Here is a 24,667-nt window from a genome sequence, read left to right as displayed (position 1 = left end):
CATTGCGATATTTGTAAGCTAACTTCGCAATCCCAATTGACCGAACATCTGAAATTAAATATTTTCTGGCGGCCATCGCAACCCCGGCATTGAATTGCTTTATTTTTTGTCATTGGGGAAGAATACAGTTTTATCCATCCCCTTGTGAGTGCACACCAGCAGTAAATCTTTTCTTATAGGAAATATGATTTCACTTTTTGGATGAATAGGGCCAATAAATTGCGATCCACCGTTGGAAAAGAATACAGGGTTGTCTGAAGTGATAAAGCTACGTTTTGAGTTAGCTTTAAAGAATTGCCAGTCTTTCAAAAGAATCGAATCCGCTATTTTACAAGCTTGTTCGATCATTATTGGTAAGCTAACAAAAGATTTTACCTCTACTATCATCTGTTCAGGTGTAATACCTGAAGGAGGAGGGGGTAAGCTATTATTTTGAATCAAGTGATCAAGAATATGCTCTGCGGCGAATTTATGTAAATCGTGAATTGGGTTTCTGAAACTTGGAACCCTTGTAAAAGAAAAACCGATAAACAATGCGATTTTTTCTCGATCTTCATCCGAAATATTGACGACCTCCTCGTCGTTTAATCCAAGGGTTCTTAAAATGGGGCTCGTGGCACTCTCAATTTCAGCAAATTTTTTTTTCAATTAAATCATCACCATCCTCAGTCTGTGCATAGTAAAAATCTTCGTAACAGATTGATGAGATTGAGACTGGTTTATTCGGTAGATTGATGCTTTCGATTTTTTTATTATAAGCCCAGACGAATTTGTTGGGCTGAATGTTGGCATCGGCAAATCCAGCTAAATATAACTTCGGAACATAGTGTTGACGTTTTGTGGTTTGCATTTAAGCGACATCCGAGTTTTTTTTAAGCAAAGAGATACTTTCACGATACTCTTTCGCTTCAGCAGTCATTGTCCAATGGGTTGAAATTCCCATTTCTTCTATAAGTTTACGTAGTTCGGAAATTTTCACTTTAAAAAATTCTTTTCTGAAGTTCACTCTATTAACTTGATGAGAAGAAAATTTACGGTGAAGTTCCTTTTCTAATGCTGGTGCGTCGTCATTTGATATGAAAGCATGGACGTCAAAATCAAACGGAACGCTAGCGTCTCCTAGTTCATCAATTCGGTCTTGGGGATCGAGGCGTCGAGTGAGTCCTATCTTTAAAACGTCTTCCCCAAATGACCCGACGTTCGATATGATATACACATACCCAGATTTAGTTTGTTGTGCCATTGAAAGAGCACGCTTACTTTTGTCCTCTGCAGCCTTTAGCTTTTGTTGAAGGTCGTTTAATTTTTCTTCATATTTTAAACGCTGATGCTCGTTTGCTGACTCAAGATCCTTCCGAACTTTCTGCATAGCCTTCGAAAGGGTCTCCTCGTCCTTTTGTGCTTCCTTCATAGCCTTTTCATAATCACGTGCGGCTTTCTCTTCTTCACGGATCTGTTCGCGTATTCTTCGCTGCTCTTCTTTGTCCTTTTCTTTTAGGGCTTGAACGGTGCAAGCCCACTTCAATTCGTCTAATCTCGCACTGAGGTAAAGCTCAGTGATCTTTGCTTCCCTAAAAGCACGTCCGTTGAAATTTACGGTCTGAAACGAATCTCGAATCTTCTGTTCTAATGTGCCAAAGTTGTCCTTTTTTACGCTGGACAGAATTGAATCAACTTTTCCGTTAAATGCATCAAGAACGAAAGCAATTGCTGTATCTCTTCGATTTATCTCGACGTATTCGCATGTAGCAGCCATATCGTTCTTTATCATTGCCTTTACCAGATCTCGTGAACGTTTGAGTTCATTGCCCGCATCAGTATGCGAATAGTCGTCTGCTAATGAATCAAGAAGGCCGTAAGTGGGAACAATGTATTGGTCACCGTAGCCTTCGATGATATTCTTCATCGCTATCGCCGTTTTTTCGAATGAATCTGCCTTGTCGCGTGCATCCAATGCATCTGCCGCGATTTTTTTTGCTTCTTGATTTGCGAGGTCAATTGTTATTCTCGCATTGTTATTCGCGTCCGCTAGAATTTTATCAGACTTTTCCTGAATTAATCTTGCTGATTCTTTGGCTTTGGCAATAGTACTCTCAGCCTCGCTTTTAGCTTTTTCTGTAAGATTGAAAACGGCGATTTGCTCATTCTTAACTTTGGTCAAAGCACGATCTTGCTGTTCTTTTAGATTTTCCTCGGCTTTTCGGCGAAGCTCAAATATATGGGATTCTGTATCAAGTATTTTTAAGTAAGGGGATAATTCTTTAACTTTAGAATCTAAGAGTACTTTTTCAGCATTTAAGTTATCATAGTCAGAACGCATCTTTGAATTCTGTTGCTTTAGACTTTCTAATTCGTGCGCCAGGGTCGTGCCTGCCATTTTGTAACGTACACAAATGGCAATGGTTAGTATAAGCGCAATACAACTTAGAATTAGAAGTGTTCCAGTCATTGTGTTTTCCCTTTATTGAAGTTGCAACTCTTTGCATATCGGGAAAACTTAGAATCAACTACAGTCAAAATAAGTTTACAAAGATATCTCTAAAAGAGACGTGTTTATATATTCATTTAAGTTTATTGATGCGTAACCGATCTGTTGGTGATTTTGGAGGATATATGACGCTTAAAGGTGCTATCAGATCATATAATGCCGCTGTTCGTAGAGCTGAGAGAGAAGCAGCCCGTAGAGAACGTGACAGAGCGAAACGCTATAAAGCTGAAATGAAACAGCTGGAACTTGATGATGCCGAAAGTGAAGTGGATGAATATCAATCGAAGATGGAAACACTTTTAGGGTTTCATAAAGAAAAGTACGTTCCCATAAACTGGAATGATATTTCACAAGAGGCTGAACCAACCCCTCCTTTGAATGAGGAAAAATACAGGAAACAAGCGCAAGCTGAATTAGACAGCTATATTCCAGGTTTTTTCCAAAAACTTTTTCGATTAGAAGCTAGCGTCCGTCTGGAGATGATGAGGAAAGTTACGATCGCAACTGAAAGTGACAGTCGCGAATATGCAGAAGCTCTAAAACAATACAGTGAAAAGCTCCAAGAATGGAAATGTTCACAAGATTTGTCGAAGCGAATTCTACAAGGTGACGCTAAATCCTATTTAGAAGTTATTGAGGAGACGAGGGCTTTTAATGAGCTGCAGGAAAACGAGGCGAATGTCACTGTGGAGTTTGTTAATCCAAAAGAATTGTTGGTCAATGTCTTGTTTAAAGGTGATTCCGTTATTCCACCAGAGGTGAAAGACCTTTTAAAAAGTGGAAAATTGTCAGTTAAGAAGCTACCGACTGCAAAATTCAACTCTATTTTTCAGGACCATATCTGTAGTGGTATTTTATCAGTAGCATCGGAATTATTTTCGATTCTACCGGTTGAAACCGTATATGTTAATGCAAAATTGACTATGCTTGATCCGAAGACGGGACATCTGCGTGATACAGTTATCGTCTCGGTGATGATTCCCAAAGCTACGATCAATCAATTAAATCTAAGTGAAGTCGATCCTTCGGATTCAATGAAAAACTTTAAATGTAATATGGATTTTAAGCCTGCTTCTGGGTTTAGTGGCGTTGATGAAATTAGGTATAGTGGTATCGAAGTTGCATAACTAAGTTTTGAAACCCTCTCGATCCGAGAGGGTTTCGTTCCAGCTCAGGACTCGAAGACTCTCATATCTACGTACTCACAAAAACATGAGCGCAACCATACCGCGCTCTCACTCGCAACTTCCCGAAAAATACTCACTCCATTTATTCCAAGGTCGAGTTTATTGCGATTTGTTAACGTCTCAGAATGAGAAGTGACCTAAACATAATGTTTCCGGACTCCGATAAGTATTCATATGAAAACAAATCATTTGTACGTATTGGCGTTTGTGACCTCATGGCTATTAACTGGGTGTTCTCTGGATGTAAATCTATTGGGATCCAAATCTAATATGTCTAGCATCGGTTCGAACGACGGTCCCACGACAACGTTGCCGATGGGGAACTTCACATTAGCTTTAAATAAATCAATCGGTAAGGGTAAGTTCATTGACCTTTCTGCTGATGCGTCTGAGGTTCGTAGCGGACTTATTGATAACGCGAAAAACGTGACGCTGATGTCGAACGAGAAGCTTCTGACGTTCGACGTAAATGGCAACGAAACTTTCAGAGTTAATTTACCCACCGCTACTTATAAAAACTGGAGCGCAGGGACGCGACCTTCGATGGTTCGTGATTCAAGTGGCAATTTCTATGTCGTCAGTAAAGTTAATCCGACGACAGGCGGAGACCAAGGGTTGTTGAAAATTTCTGCTGATGGTACGAGCATTCAGAAATTTGACTTAACCACCGCTGGGGGTAACTTCACTCTTGGTGGTACTGACATCGCGCTGGTTAACGTAAACGGCGTCGATGAGATTCACATCACTCCTTATGTTAGCAGTGGTAACTCCTCGGTCGAGGTTTACGACCTGAATGGCGTTTATAAAGCTGGTCGTGACTATACAGTCCCAGGCTTGCAGATGTATTCCATCGCGCAAAATCCAATCGATAAAAAGATTTATGTGACCTGTAATCAGCCGACTAAAATCTATATTTTTAATCAAGATGGAACTCCGGCGACTCCTGACGTTTTGGATTTTACTGGAACCTACATGAATATTGGCGAAGTGAACTTTGATGCCAGTGGCAGATTGTATTTAAATAGCTATAAGGATCTAGGGACACCAAGTTATGTGGACTACGGTATCAGCGTTTATGACGTGTCCACAGCCACTCCAGTCTTGCTGCGCACTCTTAGATCAAGTGCAGGGCACGACGCCATTTATTCCTTTGCCGTTTCACCGGATGGCAATTCAATCACGGGTGTTAACAGCGATGATCCTAATGACAAATATGATGAGCTTTATGAACTTTCTGGCAGCAGCTATCAGTTTTCGAAATTATTAAATTCCCGAGGTGATGGCGCAGCGGACTTCAATACCCGCGGCTCATTCGCCACTTTTGCTCTCGATAAAGATGAAAATCTGTATATTGATGATAGTAGAAATAAGCGTGTGAAGGTCTACTCGATGGCGGGTGTATTAAAATATACATTCTCGGTCGATGAACCAAATATCACCAATTGGACTGAGCATTTCGTAGCGATGACGAGCGAAGGAAAAGTTCTGACGGGTGGTTACGATTGGACTTACGCGACATCTACGTGGGCGAAAATCTATATTCAAGTGCGCGATAAAACTGGTGCTCAGCAGAGTGCTGCGATGATCGATCTTCCGACAGTTGCCTGGATGCCAAAATTCATGGGTATAGATTCTGAAGATATGTTGTGGTTTGACGACGGTCAAAATTACTATCGTGCAGATCTGACTGGTAACGTAGTTGAAACCATTGCCTACTCAACTAATGCCGCTTCCTACGGTGTTGGGGCCTTTTTAATCGGGCAAGTGTCGGGCGATACTCTTTATTTCCTTAATAATGATTACACATTGTGGGGAATGAACGTAACGACAAAAGCCACGACTCAACTCATGGGTTCGGCTCAATACACGGCTGCTGGGATTTTTGCAGTTTTCCCATTCGGTAGTTTCCAACCGATTTCTGGAGGCAAGTTTGCCGTGTTGGCTTACAATTCAACTTTGACCGCTAAGTTGTACGTGGTGATTGATCCTTCCGTAAACTATTCTGTCGTGACTAAGATTGAATCCGCGGACCAGGATGCCTTTACTACCAGCATGATCTGGACATCAGCAGGTTTGTGGTCAAAAGGCTCTTACGACCGTTACTTCCTGTGGGATCTTCACTAACAGAGATTGCTCTAAGTCACAGACCGGCGTATTGTGGGGATCTATTGCAAAGCAAGGATCCCCATGAAACTTTCTGACATCACCAAAGCCATCGCCCAAGTACTTGGAACTTCTGATCTGAAAGAGATCAACGCGCTTCTTAAAAAAGAACCCGCAGTCAAATTCCGCATCACAGGTAAAGCTTTGGGTCACTTTGGTTTCACGGGACAAATCAAAAGCGTTTCCGAAGAGGGTGTCAAAGCCTTCATGGCGAACAAAGTGTCGCTCATCCGTTTAACTGACATTGAAACTTTTGAAAAAGCCAAGCCTCGTGAAGAACGCCCCGTCAGAACCGCTAAGACGGAAAAGGCAGGAACTTCTGCGCCCGCAAAAACGGCTTCTGTAAATAAACCTAAAGCTGCAACAAAACCAAAACATCAAGATCTAGAAGACGACACCGACTTTGACGACGAAGATGATTTCGACGGTGAAGATCTGCGCCCTAAAAAGCTAAAAAAGGGTAAACCCAAATCAGCTGGTAAAAGCGGCAGCAAGTTCATTCCTACTTCTAAAAAATAGGTGAGGGTTTTTCTATCTCGTAGCGAAGCGCAAATGTAAACTATGCTTCGCATGTGAAGTGTTATGCACGCCCAAGTTACCGAGATTATGTACTCGTAATGTCGCTTTCGTTTCAATCTGAGACGGTCGTCATCCAGCAAAGGTATAATATTGCCGATAAGTATTCATATGAAGGCAAATACTCTGTACGTTTATATGTTGCTGCTGACTTCATTCGTGATTTCTGGTTGTACCCTGGATCTGAATTTAGTCGGCTCGAAAATCGAGATCCCCAGCTCGGGTAACACGAACGTTGTTGGTCCAACAACAGTTCTGCCGATGGGGCATCACACTCTTGCATACAATAAAGCTGTTGGTAAAAATCGCTATGTCGGTTTGGATCGTTCGACCATGGGAAGTAACGGCGGGTTGATCGATAATACCGGTGCCACGACTTTTATTGGCGATAACGGCGTTTACACCTATGATGCAAACGGTGTTGAAACATTCAAAGCCCCTATTCCATTATCTTCTTACCAAAATTGGGTGAGTGAACGTAACCCGATGGTGCGTGCTTCCAACGGTGATATTTACGTATTGAGCCGAGTTAGCTTCAGTGGGGGAGCGCAAGGGCTTCTTAAAATTTCTCCAAACGGAACAGTTGCGCCAATCACTTTGGGTGTTGGTGGCCAGTTCGTAAACGGCGGCTGGGATATGGCCCTTATCAAACGCACGAATGGCACGGAAGAGCTTCATCTGACTCCGTATCTGAATAACAACCCTAACCCTGTCGAAGTCTATGATCTCGATGGAAATTTTTTGCGCTCCTATGGAGCCGCTGCAAACACAAGTCTTTATTTCTTGGGTCAACATCCCACTTCTAAGAAAGTCTATGTATCGTCGAATAACTGGATCACCCGCATTTATGTTTATCAAGAAGACGGCACAGCAGATGGCTTCTTTGATTTAAGTGCGACTCTGAAACACATTGTCGATGTTAAGTTTGATTCTAATGGTTATATGTACGTTGCAAATCTTGGCGATCCTCTTGACCAGAACAACGATCCCGATCGAGGTTTGAATGTCTATGACATTTCATCGGGCACGCCGGTATTGATTCGCACTTTGCGTACTAGTGTTGCGCATCCTATTTCCATGTACCGCTTTGGCATCTCACCGGATGGGACCAAGATCATCGCTTTCAATGCTTTGACTTCTCAAACTGCGATCGATGAGTTGTGGCAACTTTCCGGGTCGTCGTATCAGTTCGTCAGAGAATTAACGAGTTCTGGCAGTGCCGCGCCAGATTTTAAAAATTCAAACACAACGGGAGGCTTTGCTGTCGACCGTGATGAAAACATCTATATCGACGACAACGGTAATAAGCGCGTGAAAGTGTATTCCAAGACGGGAACATACTTGCGCGAGTTTTCAGTCGATAACCCGGGCATCACTTGGTGGGCGGATCACTTTGTCGCGATGACCAGTGATGACAAAGTTTTAACCGGTGGTTACGAGTTTTCGATGGGTGTGCATACATCGAAAGTTTTCTATCAAGTTCGTTCTAAAACCGGTGTTGAAGAAAGTTCGGGCTTTGTTTATTTCTCAAACAACCTCGCGGCACCAAGATTTATCGGAATCGATTCTGAAGATTCCATGTGGTTCGATGATGGTGGAACTATCTATCGCGCCGACCTAACTGGCGCGATCACATATTCCGTGGACTATTCATCTAATCCGGGTGCATTGGGAGTCGCAGGAGCGCTGGGTGCCCAAGCCATCGGAGATAAAGTTTATTTCTTGGATACCGGAGACTATACGTTGCATGCGATCGATCTGCAGGGGAACCCTTCCCTTGTGATGGGGGCTGCAGAGTATGCTCCCGCGAATCTGTTTGCAGTGTTGCCGTCGGGTGGTATTCAAGCGCTGGCAGGCGGTAAGTTTGGCTGCTTGGCCTATGATATGACTTTTACTCCACTGTATGTCGTGATCGATCCGGCCAATAATTATGAGATTGTTTCAACGATCACTTCGACCGATCCGAATGCCTTTTCCACGATGATGATCTGGACTTCAGCAGGCCTGGTGAATAAAGGAACTTACGATCGCATTTTCTTCTGGGACGTTCAGTAACTAGTCTATACGGCAGCCTTAATATTTAAGACTTGTGCGCTTCCATCCAGAGGCGCATATTCTTTTATATCACTTATTCCGCAAGGCACTGTCATGATCCAATCTTCCTCCTCTTCCACTCTTACTCCGCAAATTCCTGGAGCCACTTCGAGAAGTTTTTTGGCATTGGCCATGGGTGGCTTTGGTATTGGCATCACAGAGTTCGTGATCATGGGACTTTTGCCCAATGTCGCGAACCACTTAAAGATCAGCATCCCGGATGCAGGACATGTGATCAGCTCATACGCTTTGGGAGTGGTCGTGGGCGCGCCACTCTTAACAGTGCTTGGCAGTAAGTACTCGGCCAAAAATCTTTTGTTGTTCCTCATGGGACTATTTACCGTTTTTAACGGGATCTCGGCTTTAGCTACAGATTATTATTCCTTGATGCTGTTTCGCTTTTTAGCGGGACTTCCTCACGGAGCTTACTTCGGTGTCGGCGCAGTCGTTGCCAGTCGCTTAGCGAAACCCGGGAAAGAGGCTTCGGCTGTTGCAAGCATGCTGACGGGACTTACGATCGCAAATATTATCGGCGTACCTCTTGGAACTTACGTCGGCGTGCAGTGGGGATGGCAGTGGGCCTTTGTGATGGTGGCCGTCGTGGGACTTGCAACGACGCTAGCTTTAAAGTCATGGATTCCTGTGATTCCACCAAATCCTTCTGCGAACTTTAAAAGCGAATTTAACATTTTCAAAAATATAAATCTTTGGATCTGTATCGGCATTACTTCCATCGGTTTTGGCGGATTCTTTTGCTGGATCAGTTACATCGCGCCGATGTTAACCGAAGTAACGCGCGTGTCCCCTGAATCCATTCCTTTGTGGATGATTTTAGCAGGCATCGGAATGACTGCCGGAATCATTCTGGGAGGAAAGCTCGCTGACAGATTCTCGGCCCTGAAAGCATCGATCGTTTTGATGTTTGCGATGATGGCAGCACTTTTCCTAAGTGGTTTGTTAGCACCATATCCGATTGCTACATTCGTGATGATCTTCTTGACCGGCACCTTTGCGATGGCTCAATGTCCACCGATTCAGATGCTATTGATTCAAAACTCCCAAGGTGGAGAGATGCTGGGCTCCTCACTGGGCCAAGCAAGTTTTAATATCGGAAATTCCCTGGGAGCATTTCTGGGAGGCTTACCACTGGTGATGGGATATTCGTACGCTTCACCAACTTGGGTCGGAGCCCTGATGTCCCTGGTGGGAATCTTTTTTGCCTTTATGCTGATGAAGCGTGTGTCAGGATTTTTTTGGGCGCGAAGTTAATCACTTCGCGTAGTTCACCTGATAATGAAGCTCGACAAATAGATTTGCGATAGGTTGCGCTGAAAGTAACTTCATCGGCGGATGCATCTTTCGTGGGAACAGGGGATAGCCACCCGCTAAAGTTAATGGCGCTACCTGAATGATCATCTCGTCCAAAAGACCAGCATCGTAAAACTTGGCAGTAAGCTCGCCACCACCAACCAGCCAGATATTTTTTCCAGCAGCAGCTTTCTTCATTTCCTCATGCACGGGGCGTACGTCGCCCTGAACAAATCTAACATCCACATCCGGAATGATCGGAAGTTTGCGAGTCGTAAAAACCCAAGCGGGCATTTTATAGGGCCACGCTTTAGTTTTATCCGCCTCTTTGGAGATTTGATGTTCATAAAGCCACTCATAAGTATGAGAACCCATGGCAATGGCACCGACATCTTTGATGAAGTTTTCATAGGTGGGCGGAACCTCGCCGTCACTAAATTGAAACAACCAATCCAGAGAGTTGTTTTCATCTGCAAGGTATCCATTTAAACTTGTTGCACCATAAAACAGTGTTTTCATAGGTTGACCTTTTTAGCTCTGGTTATCGCTTTTTCCGGTGATCATGCGTAACCATGTTTTTCGATGAAACTGCATGCTATCAAGTGCGATCCCTGCAAAGTGTACAACGATAAATATTTGCAAAATGACACTGAATAAGTTGTGAATTTCTTCCAGTGTTTCATCACCCCAAAATTGATCTGTACCCATCATGTATCCAGTGATTCCCAAGCAGATCACACAACTCCAGATTGCCAGGTACACCCAAGAGGCCGCCGGATTGTGGCCCACATAATCGATTTTTTGGTTATGCAATTTTGCGTAAGCGAAATCTTTCAATTTACTAAAAGATAAAGGAAAATTTTTAAATGCACTATGATCTGTATATACAAATCCCAGGATAAATCGCAAAATGACCAATGCCACCGCCGCGTATCCGACGTAGCGATGTGGGGGATCACCATCCTCTAAGATAAATAGGTTTGCAATAACAATGACTGCAAGGAGCCAATGGATTCCACGAATCCATAAATTCCAAATGATCCCCGGACTGCTCATTATTCAATGTTTTCCTTTACCTTGTTCCCATTGGTTGGATCAAAGTAGATTTCGACTTTCTTGCCTTCTTTGTTCCAGCCATAGATTTCATAACAGTTGCCTTTGGTTACTTTGAATTTTTTTATTTTGTAACCTTCGTCAGTTAGTTTTTTTTGAAAATCCGATTCCTTTTGCCATTTGTCTTTGGATTCTTTTGTGCAGTTTGGCTCTGCGAAAGAGATCGAACCCAAACAAGTGACGGCGATGATAGAAGCTGCAATTAGGTTTTTCATAAAATCACTCCTGTGCTTATCAGTTAAGAATTTGCCTTCAATAAATATAGGCTTAACTTTATTGAAGGCAAATTTATTTTTAACGTTAGATTTGATGGTTCTAGCCGGTTTATGGCCAAGCACAAAGTTCGCTCTACCGTTTAGAAGTGGGCCTGGGGTGGAAGGGTAAAAAATGGGAAAGTGTATTATTTCAGTGTTGATGACGCTTAAAACGAAAAAAGCCAGAGTCTCCTCTGGCTTTTTTTTTTCAATTTCAAACGAATCGAAATTAGAACTTGTTAATTTTATCAACCAATTCAGGGTAGTCGATGAATGGGTTTCTGTTGCCTTGAACAGTTAGGATCGCGTTGTTGCGAGCCATTTCTTCTTCGTCTACCGGATCTTCTTTGTCCCATTTACGCAAGAAAGCTTCTTGGCGTGGGCTGATTGGCAAGCTGTAGTGTACAGAGAAGTAGAACAAGGCACGAGCTACGTTACCTTTGTGAGCTTGTGGTGGTTCGAAAACATCTGCTCCGCCACCGCCCTTTGGCTTACCGAAACGAGCCACTGGGCATTTCAATGTTTTGTTATCTCTTTCAACTTCACCGAACTCGTAGTTACCACGAGTTGAGTTCATTTCATTGTCTGTTGGATACAAGTGATGCAAATCAGATTTTTGCATTCCCACGTTGAACTGACCAGAGAAACGGCTTTGTGGCCATGTGTGCTCTGTGTTTAGGATGTTGCCATCTGGGTATTTGCCTGGAGCCGGTCCGCGACCAGCAGCGAATTCAGATTCAGTTCTGTAAACTTGGCAATAAACGTCTGGAAGAGCGTATTGACCGTCTACTTTAGTCAAATAGTAAGTACCCATCATCCAAGCGCGTGCACCATCATAACCCAAAGAGATGTGTTGGTAGCAACCTTCGCCAGAGCAGTTTTCAGAAATTTTGTCGTAACCGTTTGCAACTTGTTTGTGTTGGTTGCGAAGGATGTAAGCGATTCTGCTTTTCAAAGCTTCGTTCGAAGCGCCATTAGCAAGATCTTGGTAGAATTCTTCACCGTAGTAAGAAATTCCGTGAGAAAGGGGAGCTGCATGACCCGAGATTGCAAAGAACATCGAGCAAACAACTAGAACTAAAGAAAGCACTGCTTTCATGGGACCTCCATAGACAGGCATTTAACGGTGCCCGGTAGATACGCGATTCCATATTAATCGCTTATATGCGGTTTATCTTGCCCAATGGTTTGTCCCATCATCTAAAAAGAGGCAACTATCATTTCAAAATTGTTAAGGCCACGAGCGTCAATTGCGTAACACTTGGGCTGAGCACACGTTAAAACACAAATGAGCACAAAAAATCTTAACGAAACGCTGACTTAGTCAACAGCGCTGCGATCTACTTATAGAATTCGACTTTGTTTTCATGAACGTTCGTTTGTGTTAGTTTGTCTTCATGGAAAAACCTTTCTCTCCCGCGGCTGATCGTAATAAAGAATCTATTCTTGAAGTGCTTAAAAAAGTGCTTCGTCCTGAAGACCAAGTTTTGTTGGAAGTGGGATCTGGTACCGGTCAGCATGCGATTTATTTTGCGCCATTTTTTCCGAAAACGACCTGGCAGCCGACGGAAGTGAGTGAAAATCTTCCGATGCTTAAAGAAGCGATCAAAGAGGCGGGGATTCGCAACATCAGAACTCCGTACCGTCTGAAAATTGGCGAAGATGATTTTCCGATTCGTACTTATGACGCTATTTTGACGGTGAACACCTTTCACATCATGCATTGGAAAGAGTGTAAGTCCTTTATCAAACTTATCAGCGCTCGCTTGCAAGAGGGCGGCAAAGTTTTGATCTATGGTCCGTTCAATTATAATGGCAAGTTCACAACTCCCAGCAACGAAGAATTCGATAAGACTTTAAAAGAGAAAGATCCACTGAGTGGGATTCGCTCTTTTGAAGACGTCTTAGCGGCGATGTTTAAAAATGGTTTTGAGCTCGTTAAAGACTATGAAATGCCGTCAAATAATCGTCTGCTTTATTTCCGTCGTTTAAAGTTCGTCAGCAAACGTTAGTAACGCTCTTAACACGACCAAAGTATCGCATCGCATTGAGATCCTGATAAGGACTCGTAAAGTTTTTAATGTTTACCTGCGGGATGCCGAAGAGTTAGCACCACTAACCAAGGAGCGTTTCCGCGTGGAAGCAGAATCTTCGACAACTTCATCTTCTCAGTCAGGTCGCTTTAGCCTGGAATTCACTGGTAAAGGTTCTGAGCTTGCCTTGGTCATGTTAAAAAATCTGTTCCTGACGATCATCACACTGGGTATCTATCGTCCCTGGGCAAAAACTAATTTCCGTCGTTACTTGTGGGAAAATGTACAGTTCATGGGTGACCGTGCGGCTTACGTCGGGACGGGCGAAGAACTGTTTTATGGTTGGCTAAAACTTTTTGCACTGATTGCGGGACTTTTTGGTCTAAGCAATATCGTAAAAGTGGTCGCCCCTTTCTTGTCATTACCCTTGAGTATCGCAGGGATGTTTTTGTGGGCCTTCGTATTTGCGATCGCAACGTATTCAGGACTTCGCTACCGTCTGTCGCGCACAACTTGGAGGCAAATCCGCTTTGGTGTGGATAAGGATAAAGAACAAACCAAATCTTTCTTAAAGCTTTATGCCAAGGGTGTTTTGTTGTCGATCGTGACATTGGGTTTTTACTATTCCTACTTTCAAAATCAAAAAAGAGCCTTTTTAGTGAACCGTATGCGTTTTGGTACAGTTCATTTCTCGTATGATGGTGCGGATAAAGAGTATTTCATGCTGAATGCAAAGGGTCTGCTTTTATCCATCATCACTTTGGGCTTTTATGGTCCGTGGTACATGGCAAGTGTTATGCGATTTAAAATGGAGCACACGCATTTTCAAGGTGCTCGCATGGAATTCACAATGTCTGGTAAAGACATTTTCTTTTGCACCTTGATTGCTTACCTCGGGGCGATCTTTACATTTGGCCTAGCTGTGCCTTGGATTTTTGCTTGGGGTCTTGGTAAAATCGTTGAAAACATCCACGTCGTGGGTTCCCTTGATTTCGCTCAAGTTCACAGTCTGAAAAGTGATGGCAGTGCCATGGCTGATGATATCGTTGCAGAATACGATTTGGATCTAGGTTTCTAAGCAGATGAAATCTTACCGCGCCAAGTATTTTGACGGAGAAACTCCCTCGTCAGAGGAAGTTTTGGTAAAGATAAATGAGGCCGTTCTGGAAATTTCCAAGGACGGCCGTTTGCTTGATACGTGGCCGTTAAAGCTTCTGCATCGCGATCCTGTGTATATTTCAGCTGTCGTGATCCTGTGCCAGGGGGAGCCCGATGCTCGTCTGGAAATCCTGGATATAGATTTCCTGGGAGAGCCTGCTTTAAAAGTAAAATTTAAAAAAGAACAACCTTTGCAATTTAAGAAAAGTCAGATCGTCTTATGGCTGTCGGCTTTAGTTGTTGCTGTAGGCGTGGTATTTTTAGCGGTAAAACCTGTAACCAAAATGATTGCACGTAACATCAGCCACGCACGCGAAAAGCAGATGCTAGGGGCCATCACGCAATTACGTCCTCCGACCATGTGTCAGCTTTCAGTTTCCCAAGGTATTGCCTTTGAAAAGATGCTTTCCAAAGTTTATCCCCTGCAAGAAGGGGATAAAGAACTGGGGATTGAGTTTCATATCATCAAAAATTCTCAGGTGAATGCTTTTGCACTTCCCGGAGCCCAGATCTGGATTTTAAGTGGGCTTTTAGAGAAAGCCCAAAGCCCTGAAGAAATCGTCGGCGTCTTAGCCCACGAGATCGAACACGTTAAGCAGCGGCATATTCTGGAATCCATCGTGCGCAGCACGCTTTTGACTTCGTTGATGGCGATATCCGTTGGCGATGCTTCTGCAGTGTTAGTGGTGGATCCCCATACGGCTTCCCAGTTTTTTACTTTAAGTTTTGATCGCGAGATGGAAGCAAGTGCTGATAAGGGCGCTTTAAATCGCCTGCGTCAGTCAAAAGTTTCCACGCAAGGAATTATTGATTTGTTTAAACGCCTTGATGAAACGGGCCCGGCTTCCAAGATCCCGGAATTTATTTCGACTCATCCAGCGGGCAAAGCTCGCATTGAAATGTTTGAGCCTTATTCCATTGCCGCTGACAATCAACCGATTTTAACTAAAGAAGAGTGGCAAGACTTGAAGCGCTCCTGCCATTAAGATATCTTTAAGTCCGTGATATCAAAAGTAACGCTTTCTTCAGAACAGGTCCGAGCACTTTGGTTGCAGTCTCAAGGACTGCATGAGGCGCAGCCGTTTGGTAGCGGAGCTAAAGCTGTTGTTAAAGCGATCAAGCACCTGGGCTATGTCCAAATAGATACGATCCACGTGATCGAGCGCTCCCATCATCATATTTTGTATTCGCGAATTCCTGACTATAAAAGATCCCACCTGCAGCAAGCTCAAACAAAAGATAAAACTGTTTTTGAGTATTGGACTCATGCTTTAGCGTACATTGCGACGGAAGATTTCAAATATTTCATCGGTGATATGAAACGCCGAAAAGAAAATCCCTCCAGCTGGTATCGTGATGTCACAACCGCGGATGTCAAAAAAGTCCTAGCCACCGTGAAAAAGCAGGGAGCAATTTCCATTCGTGATGTGAATGACGAAGAACTGGTGGAAAAAGATCACCCGTGGGCTAGTAAAAAACCATCCAAGCGGCATTTACAGTGCGCGTTTAACGGTGGAGATTTAGTGATCGCTGAGCGTGTGGGCATGCTTAAAAAGTACGAGCTAACCGATCGCCATTTTGGCTGGACGAAGCGACCCAAGGCAGCGAGTGCCTCGGAAGTCCTTGATTATCACATTGATCGCGCCATGCGCTCCCAAGGGGTGGTGAGTTTAGAGTCGATCACCTATATGCAAAAGGCCGCTTTTAGAAAAGAAGTTTTAAAACGTGTCGAAGCTCGCGTACGTAAAGGTGCATTGATCCCAGTCGATGTTCCTGGTATCGAGAAAGTTCAGTTTTGGATCGATTCAGAGCACTTGGAATCAGAAATCCCCGAGGCGAACGATTTGACCCATATTTTATCGCCTTTTGATCCGCTGGTGATTCAACGCAAACGCTTTAATATGTTCTTTGGATACGATCACAGATTTGAAGCGTACCTGCCGAAAGAGAAACGCAAATACGGATATTTCACTTTGCCAGTGATTATCGGTGATCAGGCTGTTGCGGTACTGGATCTAAAAACAGATCGTCAAAATCAGGAATTGCTGATCCAGCAGTGGAGCTGGTTGGGTAAACATAAATCAAAAGTAAATAAGCAACTCATTGAAAGCGAGCTGAACCGCTTTGAAAAGTTCCAGCTCGCGAAATAATTTTTATAGGTCTTCCAGGCGCTTGGACCAATAGAATGGGATAATTTTTTTCATTTTAAAATCGCCGAATTCTTTCGCGCGGATCCATTTTGCATCTTTGGATTTTTTTACCATCATAAAGCCTTTATTAGAAATCCCCATGATGGATCCATTTTGCATTTCAGCGAAAGAGGTAATACCGGCATAAGTTGTTGCTTTGCTATCCACTTTTAAATCTGCGTCTCTGGTGGTGGCAAAGTTTTTTGGTTCTGGCATCGAGTAGACCGCACCATTATCCATCAAAATCGAGAGTGGGTTGTTCCAGGACTGATAGCGATCCGAAAAAGCCACTGGCTTCAGAGTATCAAAGCGATAGGTTAGGAACCCATCACCATCCAGACATTTCAGCTCATTTTTAAAAAGAAAGCAGTTGTCTTTGTTGGCATAGATATCTTGGATGTCAGCGCGGGTGGAAGCGGACATGCCTTTCAAGGAGTCGATAAGAGTGCCACCGTTTAAAATCCACTCGCGCGTGAAATCATACTTGGTAACATTCCCATCTTCAAAAATGACCGTCGGGAGGCCGCCATGCAAAGTAAGTCCAATAGTTTTATCGGTGAACTCTGCCAGGCGGTATTCCTGCGTTCCTTCATAAAAGCCCAAAATATTATCTTCATCCAAGAATACGCCACCCTTTTGTAAACCTAAGGGGGCTTTGTTGAAATTGTTTAAGGAGCTTAGAATGATGTTGGAACGAGATTCCTCTTTGACCGCCTCATTTTTTGTTGTCAGATAAACTTGAAATTGAAAGCCCAAGGAAATGCCATAGGAACCTTGCTCCTGATAGGTGTTATCGCAAGCGGCTCCTTCAGTAGACATTAAAATCCCGTGTTCACACTTAACATGGGCAAAGCCGTCGATATGGCGCGCCTCATGGACTAAGAATCCAGCAGCTTCAATCGGGGAGCTGTTTTTCATCGTAGGGCACAGATGCATGATACCTTCTGCGGCTTCGTGAAAGAACACTCTCGCTGCTGTGCTTTCGCCGCAATCTGAATCTTCTGCGGAATCGATTTGAATTTTTTTGATACGTTTTTTTAGAAAGTTAATTCCGCCTTCCTTGCTGATCAAAGTTTGGAAGTTTGCAGGAATTTTTCCATTTGGCATTTTTCGCAAGTAATCGATGCCCTGTAAGGCAACTTTAAAAATACCCTGATCGCAGACATCCATTTCAGAATAGGTTTTTGTCACATTTCCAGAACCGTCGACATCTTCGAATTGGTATTGGGATAAAGCATACTTCAAAAGGTCAGGATTGATGCATTCATTTGCATTGTTTTGAGCGTGGGCTGCGCTTGCACCAAAAACAAGTAGGGATGAATAGAAAATTCCACAAAGGATTTTAATTTTTAAAATTCTCATTGTCCGTTATCCTTGCTGGCTAATTTTTCCTGAATCATCATATTAATGGCGCGAGTTAGTTTTCCTGGTTTTCCATGACGAATGCCGCCGGCACTGATGGAGGCAAGGAAAGTCAGGGACTTATCTTGTTGCACGTTGATGGTTTTTTCTAAAATGGGTAAAACTTCCTTTGAATTTTCAGTCAGACGATCCAAGGACTCTAAAGCCGTGACGCGAAGGGGTGCTTCGGTTTCTTGGGCACTCGCTTTAAAGTTCGTCGTCACAACGGTATCTAAAGCGGGGATAGCTTTAGCTCCAGCTTTTGAGAGCAGATAAATACTTGCTCGGCGTACAGCGTGATTTTGCTTGGTATCGATAACAGCAGAACCTAGTTGGTTTATTTCTTCTGAAGTTAAATGATCGACCTTCGAGGCTTGCGGTGGCAGAGCCACATCAGGACGAGATAGCATCATGGCGATATAATTTACTTGGCGCTCGAGGCGAGGAGAAAATTGAGTTCGATTTGAAGGCCCAGTCCCAAGAACTGCAGCTGAATTCCCAACTGGGTTTGTGGCTTGAGGTAAAACCCCAGAAGCCGCTTGTGGGCTCGCAGCAAAGGTGTGTGATTTTACGGCCTGGTCAGCTGCCATGGAATCACCAGGGATCGCAGCGGACTTAGGGGAGTGATTAAACCAGTAAATACCAGCAATCAATGCCACTGCACTTAGCAAATGATATTTCCCAAATTGAGACACTCGCTACCTCCACGAATATCTAGAGGAAAAGCGAGATTCATACCACGGTCAGGCACTATTAGTTCACCGTGGTACCACAAACGATGTCTAGGGTCGTTGGCGGAGACAAGAAACGGCGCCATTAGCGCCGTTTCAGAATGAGAACGTTCGTTTTATTAAGTTTTTTCTATTACAGGGCTTGAAGTAATCCCGACAAAATTGAAGTCGTTACTTTGATGATTTTAAATCCTTTTTCACCCGTCGCAACGACCAAGTGTCCATTGGTGTAATAAAGGTTATTTACAGAAGCATCCGTTCCAAGATTAAAGCGGCCAAGGAATGTGATTGATACCAAATTACAACCTGATGGAATCAAAGGAGCGTTGATCGAATAAACCGACACGCCAGCTTCACCGTTTGCAACGAACATATAACCGCCACCATAGGTCGCAGCATTTGCAACTTGCTCTGCCGCTGTTAATCCAGAGACTGTCGGATTAGCAGCCAAGCCCAAGGACGTTCCGCTCGCAGTGCATATCAGCCTTGCGCCACCATAGCCAGCGGTCGCGATTTGCATGCTGCTGCCAGTGACAATCGTGGATTTACCACCATCATTCACCTGGGCATTCGCTAAGGTGTAGTTTCCAGATCCCAGGGCTCCACCAGTCAGATCAAAATGCTTAATGCCAGCATTCGTACTGACCGTTTTTCCGGTTACGGCGTAAAGACTTGATTTCGAAGAATCGAACGAAATATCGCGAGCGTCATCAAGTTGGGTGAAGGAGACTTCTGAAAGATTAGATTCGTTTAAAATTGAAAGACCGCCATTATCTCCTGAGAGCGCATAGACATAGCTGCCGGAAGAAATAACGCTCGTGCCAGCATACGCCGGGACGGAAGCATTACTAGCACTTCTTAAAAAGACGGAATTCACGAATGAAGTCAGTCTGCCATTGGCGTCTAATTGAATTCTTTGAACGTTGCCTCCACCGCCATTGTCAGAGGTTGCACCCGCTGCAAAAAGTCTATTGCCATCGACATAGACTTTATGAATATCCGTCGTTGGATAAAGTGCTTCCGATACCATCGTCACCATCAGGGGGTTTGAGATATCAATAACATCAATCGCGCCAGCTTGTGTGTTTCCTGCAGTATTATATGCCACATACACTTTAGATCCGCTGACTGTGATATCGCTAGCTTGTACTTTTGCGCCATTCACAGTCGGAGGAGCCAATGTGCCGACCAAAGTTAAAGTTGGCGTGAGCGAAAGGACATCACTCAGTAGGCTCATCGAATGCATCCCGCTTGAATAGGAATTTGCTGCAACTCCCGTTACTTCGGATTGATCAAGAGAGATATTGTCATAAGTGTTGCACAGGCGATCTGCGCAGGGAGTGCTGGAGCTGCGACATGCTGACAAGGTTTGCATTAGCAGAATACTGATGGCTATATTTAACGCTCTCATGATGACCTCTGATTGAACTTCTATATAACTCTTCGGGAAGATTAGCAGACCCCGAGAGGACTCGACCTAGCGTCTCAAGAAATCTTGTAGGAGTGGTCCAGTTTATTGCATTTATCAAAGAGCCACGCGCTGTTTTGAGATGAGACGGAGGGTCTGGCTTGCGAATGTGAGTTAACTCTGGTTCGAAATTTCTCGTCTTTCTTTCCTCTGTAAATAGCCGATAAGCTTGTCAAATCATGAATATGGATTAGCAGCAGGGTGTTTATGGAAATGAAGCATATCCTCATCGCCGAGGACAGTGAAATTGAGGGCATGATTTTGGAACGCGCATTAAAGTCTGCGGGCTATCAAGTCACGCGCGCTCATGATGGACAACAAGCACTGGAACAGTATTTACTCACCCAGAAATTTGATCTTTTGATCACCGACATTTCCATGCCGGGACTTTCTGGAATTGAATTGATCTGGCATGCCCGCGAGAAAAATGTGCTGCCACCCACAATCGTTCTCACTTCCAATAAATCTGAAGAGGCCTCTTTAAAAAGTTTAGAGATTGGTGCCTTAGATCATCTGACGAAGCCCTACAATTTGCCCTTGATCCTGGCAAAAGTAAAAATTGTGCTGGGGCGCCAATGATTCGAGTGTTGTTATTTTCTTTGTTAATGATTTCTTCGCAAGCATTTGCCGCGGCACTCACGTCCTTGGATGTTTCTTACGGAAAGGGTGATTACGGAAACGTCTATCACGAATCCGGCGAAAGATATTTGCTGAACGGTGAATTTACGCCCTACAACAAATTTTATATCGGCTATGAACACGTCGAAAGAAACTACACCAGTGAAGTGGGTTTTTATCGTGACGCCCTGATGGTCGGTGATACGCAAGTTTTTGAATCGGCAAAATCCTATGTCGAATTTATGGGAGCCTACGATGCAGAAACAGTAGTGGGCGCCGAAGTGTCGGCCTCCCTGATTCCGCACACGTCGTATTTTGCGAATTGGGATTTAGCGTTGGGACTTCATTACGCTAAATTTTATACCGGCGAAGTTCAAACTTTCCAGCCGCAGTTCATTTACTTTTTTACGGATACGTTAAGTGTGGGTCACAGCAGCTGGTTTTATGAAGACCGTGGCTGGCATCATGCTCACCGTGAATTTTTCCGGTTTCGCTATGAGCGCGTCGGTGGTGAACTTTCTTGGGCGGGTGGGGAGAATCGTGAAGATATCGGTATCATCGATGACTTTAATTCCTATTCGGTGACTGCCACTTACTATCATAAATACGGCAATATCTTTTTGACTTTAGAAGATTATCAAGGGCATCTCCGCAGCGGTTCAGCGTGGGGAACAGGAATTCAATGGCGTTGGTAGAGTGGTTCGTGCAAGCTATTCGCGCTCATTGGGCGGCCTACCTGATTTCCTTTCAGGTGGTGCTTAACGTATTTGGCGTCGGCCTGATTTTCTGTATGGCGATTTATCGCAAAGGCTCTTTGAAAAAGTCGTCGGCCATCATTCCGGTCTTACATGAACGAGTGACAGATATCTGCTGCGGCATGAATCTGGACATTGCTGATCTAAAAGCTCTGAACTATCGTGATCGTATCGTGGTTCGAGGTCTTATTCTAAAAGCGTTGGAAAGTGTCAGTGGCACCTATCGTGAGAACTTAAGTCGTCTTTATAGCGAGATGGGTTTTCTAAGTGAAGATAGACAGCTTCTTTTGAATAAGAGCTTTGCGAAGCGCTTGGCGGCTTTATCGCGGATTGATATTCTGGAAGATGTCGATTCAGGCTTTTTAATTAGTAAAATGCTGAATGATCCTTCTCCCTATGTGCATTTTGCTGCCTTAAAGTTTCTTTTAAAAATCAAGTATCCAAAGCTTCATGTGAATATCGATAAAGAGCTTAACAAGCTTGTGTCAATGAATCGTATGGATACCGCAGCTCAGATCCTTGAGATGTTTGCTATCAGTTATTCTGAAGAATTCTTGACGCTTTTAAGCACGCATAAGAACCGTCAAGTCATCAACATGTGCCTGGAAGTTGTGCTTCGTCTGCATGTGGCAGAAGCCCTTCCCATCGTTAAGGATCAGATGATTGACGGTCTTCGCTGCGAAGGATTCCCGGAGTTTGAAGAATTTGATTTTCGTCGCTATACGATGTGCCTAACCGTCGTGCCCGACGAAGAAGCCGAAGATTTGCTATTAAGAATGACCGATGTCAACAGTCCCTCGGTTAGAAACTTTGCCTATTTGGCTCTATTGAAAATCCGTCCCGATTTAAAAGCAGAACTAACTGCGAGATTGTCCGAGGATGAAAGTCCACAGGGTCGCAGACTTTACCTTCAGCTATCTGATGCAAGGAATGCAGCATGAGTTATATTGCCGAATTTCTCCCTCACTATCTGAAGTTTATCGCGATTTACTTTTTCGCTGTGAATAGCTTTTACATCGTGCTTTTTGCACTGGCGCTGCTTTCGATCCGTCGTCGTACGCATATTAAGCCGCTATTGGGCGCGCAGGGGAGTTCCTATGGATTCTCTCCGCCGGTTTCGATTATTGTTCCTGCATATAACGAAGAAAAATCCATCGTCGATTCCGTGCACTCACTTTTGCGCTTGAAATACAGTCGTATCGAAGTGGTTGTCGTTAATGATGGATCCAAAGATGGAACCTTTGAAGTGATGAAAAAGGCCTGCTTGCTTGAACCCGACGAGGTTGTGCGCATGTCTAATCTTTCAAAAAACAACGTGCGCGGGATCTATCGCTCACAGATTCACCCGAACTTGATTTTGATTGATAAGGCCAACTCTGGAAAAGCGGATAGCTTAAATATCGGTATGGATTACTGTGCTCACGATCTGGTGTGCGCGGTGGATTCAGACTCGCTATTAGATGATGATGCCTTGCTTGCGATTTCAATGCCGTTTGTGGAAAACCCAGATACGATTGCCTCGGGTGGAACGATTCAGCTCGCCAATGGGTCAACATTCAAAAACAGCCGCCTGGTGGAAAACCAAATGCCCGATCGCTGGCTTGAGCGTGTGCAAATCGTTGAATACATCCGAAGTTTTTTCTGCGGTCGCGTGGGATTGGATATGCTTAATTCCACACTGGTGATCTCGGGAGCCTTTGGTATCTTCCGTAAAGAAGCTGTGGTCGCCGTCAATGGCTACCAGACAACAAGCCTTGGCGAAGACATGGACCTAGTGGTGCGTATGCATCGCAAATACCGCGATATGGGTAAAAAGTATTCCATCGTGTTTTTGCCGGATCCTGTTTGCTGGACAGAAGCTCCCTCGGATTTAAAAACTTTGGGTAAGCAGCGCCGCCGCTGGCAGGTGGGCTTGCTGCAAACGCTTTATTTTAATCGCGATATGATGATGAATCCGCGCTATGGAATTATTGGGCTCTTTGCATTCCCTTATAATTTCATCGTCGATATTTTGGGACCTTTCATTGAATTTTCGGCTTACTTTGCAATCGCATTTGGATTGGCCCTGGGCACAGTTCACTATGAACAGATTATGACTCTGGTGGTGGCAAGTCTGCTTTATGGCATGTTGATTTCAGTGGGAGCTGTGGTGATCGGGGAGCTGTACTATCATCGTTACACCCGAGTTCGCTGTATTGCACTTTTAGTTTTTTCTACGGTATTTGAAAACTTTGGTTACCGCCAAATTAATTCTTATTGGAGAATCCGCGCATTGATTGATCATCTTAAGGGAAATCATTCCTGGGGTGATATGAAACGCAAAGGATTTGCCAAGAACAGAGGATCTTAATGAGTATCGAGCGTTCTATTAAACAGTTTTGCCCCGAACTTGAATCCGCGGGATTTAATATTTCTGCATTGGTAGAAATGATGGACACTCGTTACATGGGAGAGTTTGAAATATTTTTGGCGGCTTCAGCCTTGTTCCTGGATTGTTATAAAGAACAATTGAATGACGTGAAGCAAGCCATCGAATCCATGGACCGCAAAAAAATCCATGACTGCGCTCACAAATTTAAAGGCGCTATCGGAAACTTCCATGATGCGAATGTGGCCGAGATGGCTCGTCTGATTGAAGTGAACTCTGATTCCTGGACTCAAGAACAATTCGTCATTCAGTTTCATAAATTAAATAGTGACGTTACAAAGTTTGTTTCACAGCTTAACCAATTGGTCGCCGGGTTTTCGAAAATACAAACCCAAGCCGCATGAAGAAGATCCTCGCTGCCGATGATAACCCCGTTAATCAGCTGATCCTTCGCGGATTGTTGGCTAGGTTGGGGTATGAATTTACCATTGTTGAAAATGGTCATTTTGCAGTCGAGGCCGCTCAGTCTCAGAGCTTTGATTTAATATTGATGGATTGCCATATGCCCGAAATGGATGGGTACTTAGCGACGCAGAAAATTCGTGGGATTTCTAGTTATGCGGAAGTTCCGATTATCGCGATGACTGCGAGTGGACTTACCGACGAGAAAGAGCGCTGTCTTCAAGTCGGAATGACAGACTATATAGCAAAGCCGTTAGATGTGGTGAAAATCGAAGCGGTTTTACGTAAGTACATAATTTAG

At 44.0% G+C, this 24,667-nt stretch carries 25 protein-coding genes and 1 riboswitch; of the genes, 15 read left to right on the top strand and 10 right to left on the bottom strand.

Annotation, left to right across the window (positions count from 1 at the left end; all coding sequences use genetic code 11):
• Positions 1-99: 99 nt before the first annotated feature.
• Genes ACLSU7_RS06085 through ACLSU7_RS06075 form a run of 3 tightly spaced genes read right to left on the bottom strand, consistent with a single transcriptional unit; the run spans position 100 to position 2,449 of the window.
• A complete protein-coding gene (locus ACLSU7_RS06085; protein ID WP_413294666.1) occupies positions 100-648 on the bottom strand; it encodes a DUF4238 domain-containing protein in 549 nt (182 codons plus the stop codon).
• Entirely contained in the window at positions 629-850 is a 222-nt protein-coding gene (locus ACLSU7_RS06080) for a DUF4238 domain-containing protein (RefSeq protein ID WP_413294665.1), read from the bottom strand. The genes ACLSU7_RS06085 and ACLSU7_RS06080 overlap by 20 nt, the downstream gene beginning before the upstream one ends.
• On the bottom strand, positions 851-2,449 hold the full coding sequence (locus ACLSU7_RS06075) for a DUF4041 domain-containing protein (RefSeq protein WP_413294664.1): 1,599 nt from the start codon (positions 2,447-2,449) through the stop codon (positions 851-853).
• Between the two features lie 164 nt (positions 2,450-2,613).
• On the opposite strand from ACLSU7_RS06075, the gene ACLSU7_RS06070 reads away from it, so the two are divergent.
• From ACLSU7_RS06070 to ACLSU7_RS06050, 5 genes are all read left to right on the top strand, one after another.
• Positions 2,614-3,615, top strand: a complete 1,002-nt coding sequence (locus tag ACLSU7_RS06070) for a hypothetical protein (protein WP_413294663.1) — start codon at positions 2,614-2,616, stop codon at positions 3,613-3,615.
• A gap of 234 nt (positions 3,616-3,849) precedes the next feature.
• Complete coding sequence (locus ACLSU7_RS06065) at positions 3,850-5,799, top strand: hypothetical protein (RefSeq protein WP_413294662.1); 1,950 nt, start codon at positions 3,850-3,852, stop codon at positions 5,797-5,799.
• A 63-nt stretch (positions 5,800-5,862) separates the two neighbouring features.
• Positions 5,863-6,357, top strand: a complete 495-nt coding sequence (locus tag ACLSU7_RS06060) for a hypothetical protein (protein ID WP_413294661.1) — start codon at positions 5,863-5,865, stop codon at positions 6,355-6,357.
• Positions 6,358-6,525: 168 nt separating this feature from the next.
• Positions 6,526-8,469 carry a hypothetical protein gene (locus tag ACLSU7_RS06055; protein ID WP_413294660.1) on the top strand — a complete coding sequence of 648 codons (1,944 nt, stop codon included), beginning with the start codon at positions 6,526-6,528 and terminating at the stop codon, positions 8,467-8,469.
• Between the two features lie 93 nt (positions 8,470-8,562).
• The gene (locus ACLSU7_RS06050; RefSeq protein WP_413294659.1) at positions 8,563-9,777 is read left to right on the top strand and encodes an MFS transporter; all 1,215 of its coding nucleotides are present in this window, start codon (positions 8,563-8,565) and stop codon (positions 9,775-9,777) included.
• Here the strand turns inward: ACLSU7_RS06050 and ACLSU7_RS06045 are convergent, their stop codons facing one another.
• The 4 genes from ACLSU7_RS06045 to ACLSU7_RS06030 form a co-directional block, all read right to left on the bottom strand.
• Positions 9,778-10,335: a dihydrofolate reductase family protein gene (locus tag ACLSU7_RS06045; RefSeq protein WP_413294658.1), complete on the bottom strand. Its 558-nt coding sequence runs from the start codon at positions 10,333-10,335 to the stop codon at positions 9,778-9,780.
• A 12-nt stretch (positions 10,336-10,347) separates the two neighbouring features.
• Positions 10,348-10,872 carry a cytochrome b/b6 domain-containing protein gene (locus ACLSU7_RS06040; RefSeq protein WP_413294657.1) on the bottom strand — a complete coding sequence of 175 codons (525 nt, stop codon included), beginning with the start codon at positions 10,870-10,872 and terminating at the stop codon, positions 10,348-10,350.
• A complete protein-coding gene (locus ACLSU7_RS06035) occupies positions 10,872-11,144 on the bottom strand; it encodes a PepSY domain-containing protein (protein ID WP_413294656.1) in 273 nt (90 codons plus the stop codon). Before ACLSU7_RS06035 ends, ACLSU7_RS06040 begins: the two co-directional genes overlap by 1 nt.
• 268 nt (positions 11,145-11,412) lie before the next feature.
• Positions 11,413-12,282 carry an endonuclease I family protein gene (locus ACLSU7_RS06030; RefSeq protein ID WP_413294655.1) on the bottom strand — a complete coding sequence of 290 codons (870 nt, stop codon included), beginning with the start codon at positions 12,280-12,282 and terminating at the stop codon, positions 11,413-11,415.
• Positions 12,272-12,371, bottom strand: a riboswitch (purine riboswitch). It overlaps the preceding gene by 11 nt.
• A 209-nt stretch (positions 12,372-12,580) precedes the next feature.
• On the opposite strand from ACLSU7_RS06030, the gene ACLSU7_RS06025 reads away from it, so the two are divergent.
• The 4 genes from ACLSU7_RS06025 to ACLSU7_RS06010 all read left to right on the top strand — a co-directional run bounded on the left by ACLSU7_RS06025 (position 12,581) and on the right by ACLSU7_RS06010 (position 16,524).
• The gene (locus ACLSU7_RS06025; protein ID WP_413294654.1) at positions 12,581-13,195 is read left to right on the top strand and encodes a DUF938 domain-containing protein; all 615 of its coding nucleotides are present in this window, start codon (positions 12,581-12,583) and stop codon (positions 13,193-13,195) included.
• Positions 13,196-13,319: 124 nt separating this feature from the next.
• Positions 13,320-14,294: a YjgN family protein gene (locus tag ACLSU7_RS06020; RefSeq protein ID WP_413294653.1), complete on the top strand. Its 975-nt coding sequence runs from the start codon at positions 13,320-13,322 to the stop codon at positions 14,292-14,294.
• A 4-nt stretch (positions 14,295-14,298) separates the two neighbouring features.
• Positions 14,299-15,360: a M48 family metallopeptidase gene (locus ACLSU7_RS06015; RefSeq protein WP_413294652.1), complete on the top strand. Its 1,062-nt coding sequence runs from the start codon at positions 14,299-14,301 to the stop codon at positions 15,358-15,360.
• Positions 15,361-15,378: 18 nt separating this feature from the next.
• Complete coding sequence (locus tag ACLSU7_RS06010) at positions 15,379-16,524, top strand: winged helix-turn-helix domain-containing protein (RefSeq protein ID WP_413295374.1); 1,146 nt, start codon at positions 15,379-15,381, stop codon at positions 16,522-16,524.
• Positions 16,525-16,527: 3 nt separating this feature from the next.
• On the opposite strand, the gene ACLSU7_RS06005 is transcribed toward ACLSU7_RS06010, so the two are convergent.
• From ACLSU7_RS06005 to ACLSU7_RS05995, 3 genes are all read right to left on the bottom strand, one after another.
• Entirely contained in the window at positions 16,528-17,925 is a 1,398-nt protein-coding gene (locus tag ACLSU7_RS06005) for a hypothetical protein (protein WP_413294651.1), read from the bottom strand.
• The gene (locus ACLSU7_RS06000) at positions 17,922-18,659 is read right to left on the bottom strand and encodes a hypothetical protein (protein WP_413294650.1); all 738 of its coding nucleotides are present in this window, start codon (positions 18,657-18,659) and stop codon (positions 17,922-17,924) included. Before ACLSU7_RS06000 ends, ACLSU7_RS06005 begins: the two co-directional genes overlap by 4 nt.
• Before the next feature lie 169 nt (positions 18,660-18,828).
• Complete coding sequence (locus ACLSU7_RS05995; protein ID WP_413294649.1) at positions 18,829-20,106, bottom strand: hypothetical protein; 1,278 nt, start codon at positions 20,104-20,106, stop codon at positions 18,829-18,831.
• Positions 20,107-20,376: 270 nt separating this feature from the next.
• On the opposite strand from ACLSU7_RS05995, the gene ACLSU7_RS05990 reads away from it, so the two are divergent.
• From ACLSU7_RS05990 to ACLSU7_RS05965, 6 genes are read left to right on the top strand one after another with little or no spacing between them, the layout of a single operon-like run.
• Complete coding sequence (locus tag ACLSU7_RS05990) at positions 20,377-20,742, top strand: response regulator (protein ID WP_413294648.1); 366 nt, start codon at positions 20,377-20,379, stop codon at positions 20,740-20,742.
• Entirely contained in the window at positions 20,739-21,476 is a 738-nt protein-coding gene (locus ACLSU7_RS05985) for a hypothetical protein (protein ID WP_413294647.1), read from the top strand. Before ACLSU7_RS05990 ends, ACLSU7_RS05985 begins: the two co-directional genes overlap by 4 nt.
• Positions 21,464-22,477 carry a hypothetical protein gene (locus ACLSU7_RS05980; protein ID WP_413294646.1) on the top strand — a complete coding sequence of 338 codons (1,014 nt, stop codon included), beginning with the start codon at positions 21,464-21,466 and terminating at the stop codon, positions 22,475-22,477. Before ACLSU7_RS05985 ends, ACLSU7_RS05980 begins: the two co-directional genes overlap by 13 nt.
• The gene (locus tag ACLSU7_RS05975) at positions 22,474-23,886 is read left to right on the top strand and encodes a glycosyltransferase (protein WP_413294645.1); all 1,413 of its coding nucleotides are present in this window, start codon (positions 22,474-22,476) and stop codon (positions 23,884-23,886) included. Before ACLSU7_RS05980 ends, ACLSU7_RS05975 begins: the two co-directional genes overlap by 4 nt.
• Positions 23,886-24,308, top strand: coding sequence for an Hpt domain-containing protein (locus ACLSU7_RS05970; protein ID WP_413294644.1), 423 nt, complete (start codon positions 23,886-23,888; stop codon positions 24,306-24,308). Before ACLSU7_RS05975 ends, ACLSU7_RS05970 begins: the two co-directional genes overlap by 1 nt.
• Complete coding sequence (locus ACLSU7_RS05965) at positions 24,305-24,667, top strand: response regulator (RefSeq protein WP_413294643.1); 363 nt, start codon at positions 24,305-24,307, stop codon at positions 24,665-24,667. The genes ACLSU7_RS05970 and ACLSU7_RS05965 overlap by 4 nt, the downstream gene beginning before the upstream one ends.

The organism is Bdellovibrio sp. HCB185ZH (assembly GCF_047302455.1).
Taxonomy (GTDB): domain Bacteria; phylum Bdellovibrionota; class Bdellovibrionia; order Bdellovibrionales; family Bdellovibrionaceae; genus Bdellovibrio.
Note: the sequence above shows the minus strand (reverse complement) of the source record. Positions and strands in the feature narration are given on the sequence as shown.

Coding starts and splice junctions, on each gene's coding strand:
- ACLSU7_RS06080 (WP_413294665.1), bottom strand. CDS start 850: ATGCAAACCACAAAACGTCAACACTATGTTCCGAAGTTATATTTAGCT.
- ACLSU7_RS06075 (WP_413294664.1), bottom strand. CDS start 2,449: ATGACTGGAACACTTCTAATTCTAAGTTGTATTGCGCTTATACTAACC.
- ACLSU7_RS06070 (WP_413294663.1), top strand. CDS start 2,614: ATGACGCTTAAAGGTGCTATCAGATCATATAATGCCGCTGTTCGTAGA.
- ACLSU7_RS06065 (WP_413294662.1), top strand. CDS start 3,850: ATGAAAACAAATCATTTGTACGTATTGGCGTTTGTGACCTCATGGCTA.
- ACLSU7_RS06060 (WP_413294661.1), top strand. CDS start 5,863: ATGAAACTTTCTGACATCACCAAAGCCATCGCCCAAGTACTTGGAACT.
- ACLSU7_RS06055 (WP_413294660.1), top strand. CDS start 6,526: ATGAAGGCAAATACTCTGTACGTTTATATGTTGCTGCTGACTTCATTC.
- ACLSU7_RS06050 (WP_413294659.1), top strand. CDS start 8,563: ATGATCCAATCTTCCTCCTCTTCCACTCTTACTCCGCAAATTCCTGGA.
- ACLSU7_RS06045 (WP_413294658.1), bottom strand. CDS start 10,335: ATGAAAACACTGTTTTATGGTGCAACAAGTTTAAATGGATACCTTGCA.
- ACLSU7_RS06040 (WP_413294657.1), bottom strand. CDS start 10,872: ATGAGCAGTCCGGGGATCATTTGGAATTTATGGATTCGTGGAATCCAT.
- ACLSU7_RS06035 (WP_413294656.1), bottom strand. CDS start 11,144: ATGAAAAACCTAATTGCAGCTTCTATCATCGCCGTCACTTGTTTGGGT.
- ACLSU7_RS06030 (WP_413294655.1), bottom strand. CDS start 12,282: ATGAAAGCAGTGCTTTCTTTAGTTCTAGTTGTTTGCTCGATGTTCTTT.
- ACLSU7_RS06025 (WP_413294654.1), top strand. CDS start 12,581: ATGGAAAAACCTTTCTCTCCCGCGGCTGATCGTAATAAAGAATCTATT.
- ACLSU7_RS06015 (WP_413294652.1), top strand. CDS start 14,299: ATGAAATCTTACCGCGCCAAGTATTTTGACGGAGAAACTCCCTCGTCA.
- ACLSU7_RS06005 (WP_413294651.1), bottom strand. CDS start 17,925: ATGAGAATTTTAAAAATTAAAATCCTTTGTGGAATTTTCTATTCATCC.
- ACLSU7_RS05995 (WP_413294649.1), bottom strand. CDS start 20,106: ATGAGAGCGTTAAATATAGCCATCAGTATTCTGCTAATGCAAACCTTG.
- ACLSU7_RS05990 (WP_413294648.1), top strand. CDS start 20,377: ATGAAGCATATCCTCATCGCCGAGGACAGTGAAATTGAGGGCATGATT.
- ACLSU7_RS05985 (WP_413294647.1), top strand. CDS start 20,739: ATGATTCGAGTGTTGTTATTTTCTTTGTTAATGATTTCTTCGCAAGCA.
- ACLSU7_RS05980 (WP_413294646.1), top strand. CDS start 21,464: ATGGCGTTGGTAGAGTGGTTCGTGCAAGCTATTCGCGCTCATTGGGCG.
- ACLSU7_RS05975 (WP_413294645.1), top strand. CDS start 22,474: ATGAGTTATATTGCCGAATTTCTCCCTCACTATCTGAAGTTTATCGCG.
- ACLSU7_RS05970 (WP_413294644.1), top strand. CDS start 23,886: ATGAGTATCGAGCGTTCTATTAAACAGTTTTGCCCCGAACTTGAATCC.
- ACLSU7_RS05965 (WP_413294643.1), top strand. CDS start 24,305: ATGAAGAAGATCCTCGCTGCCGATGATAACCCCGTTAATCAGCTGATC.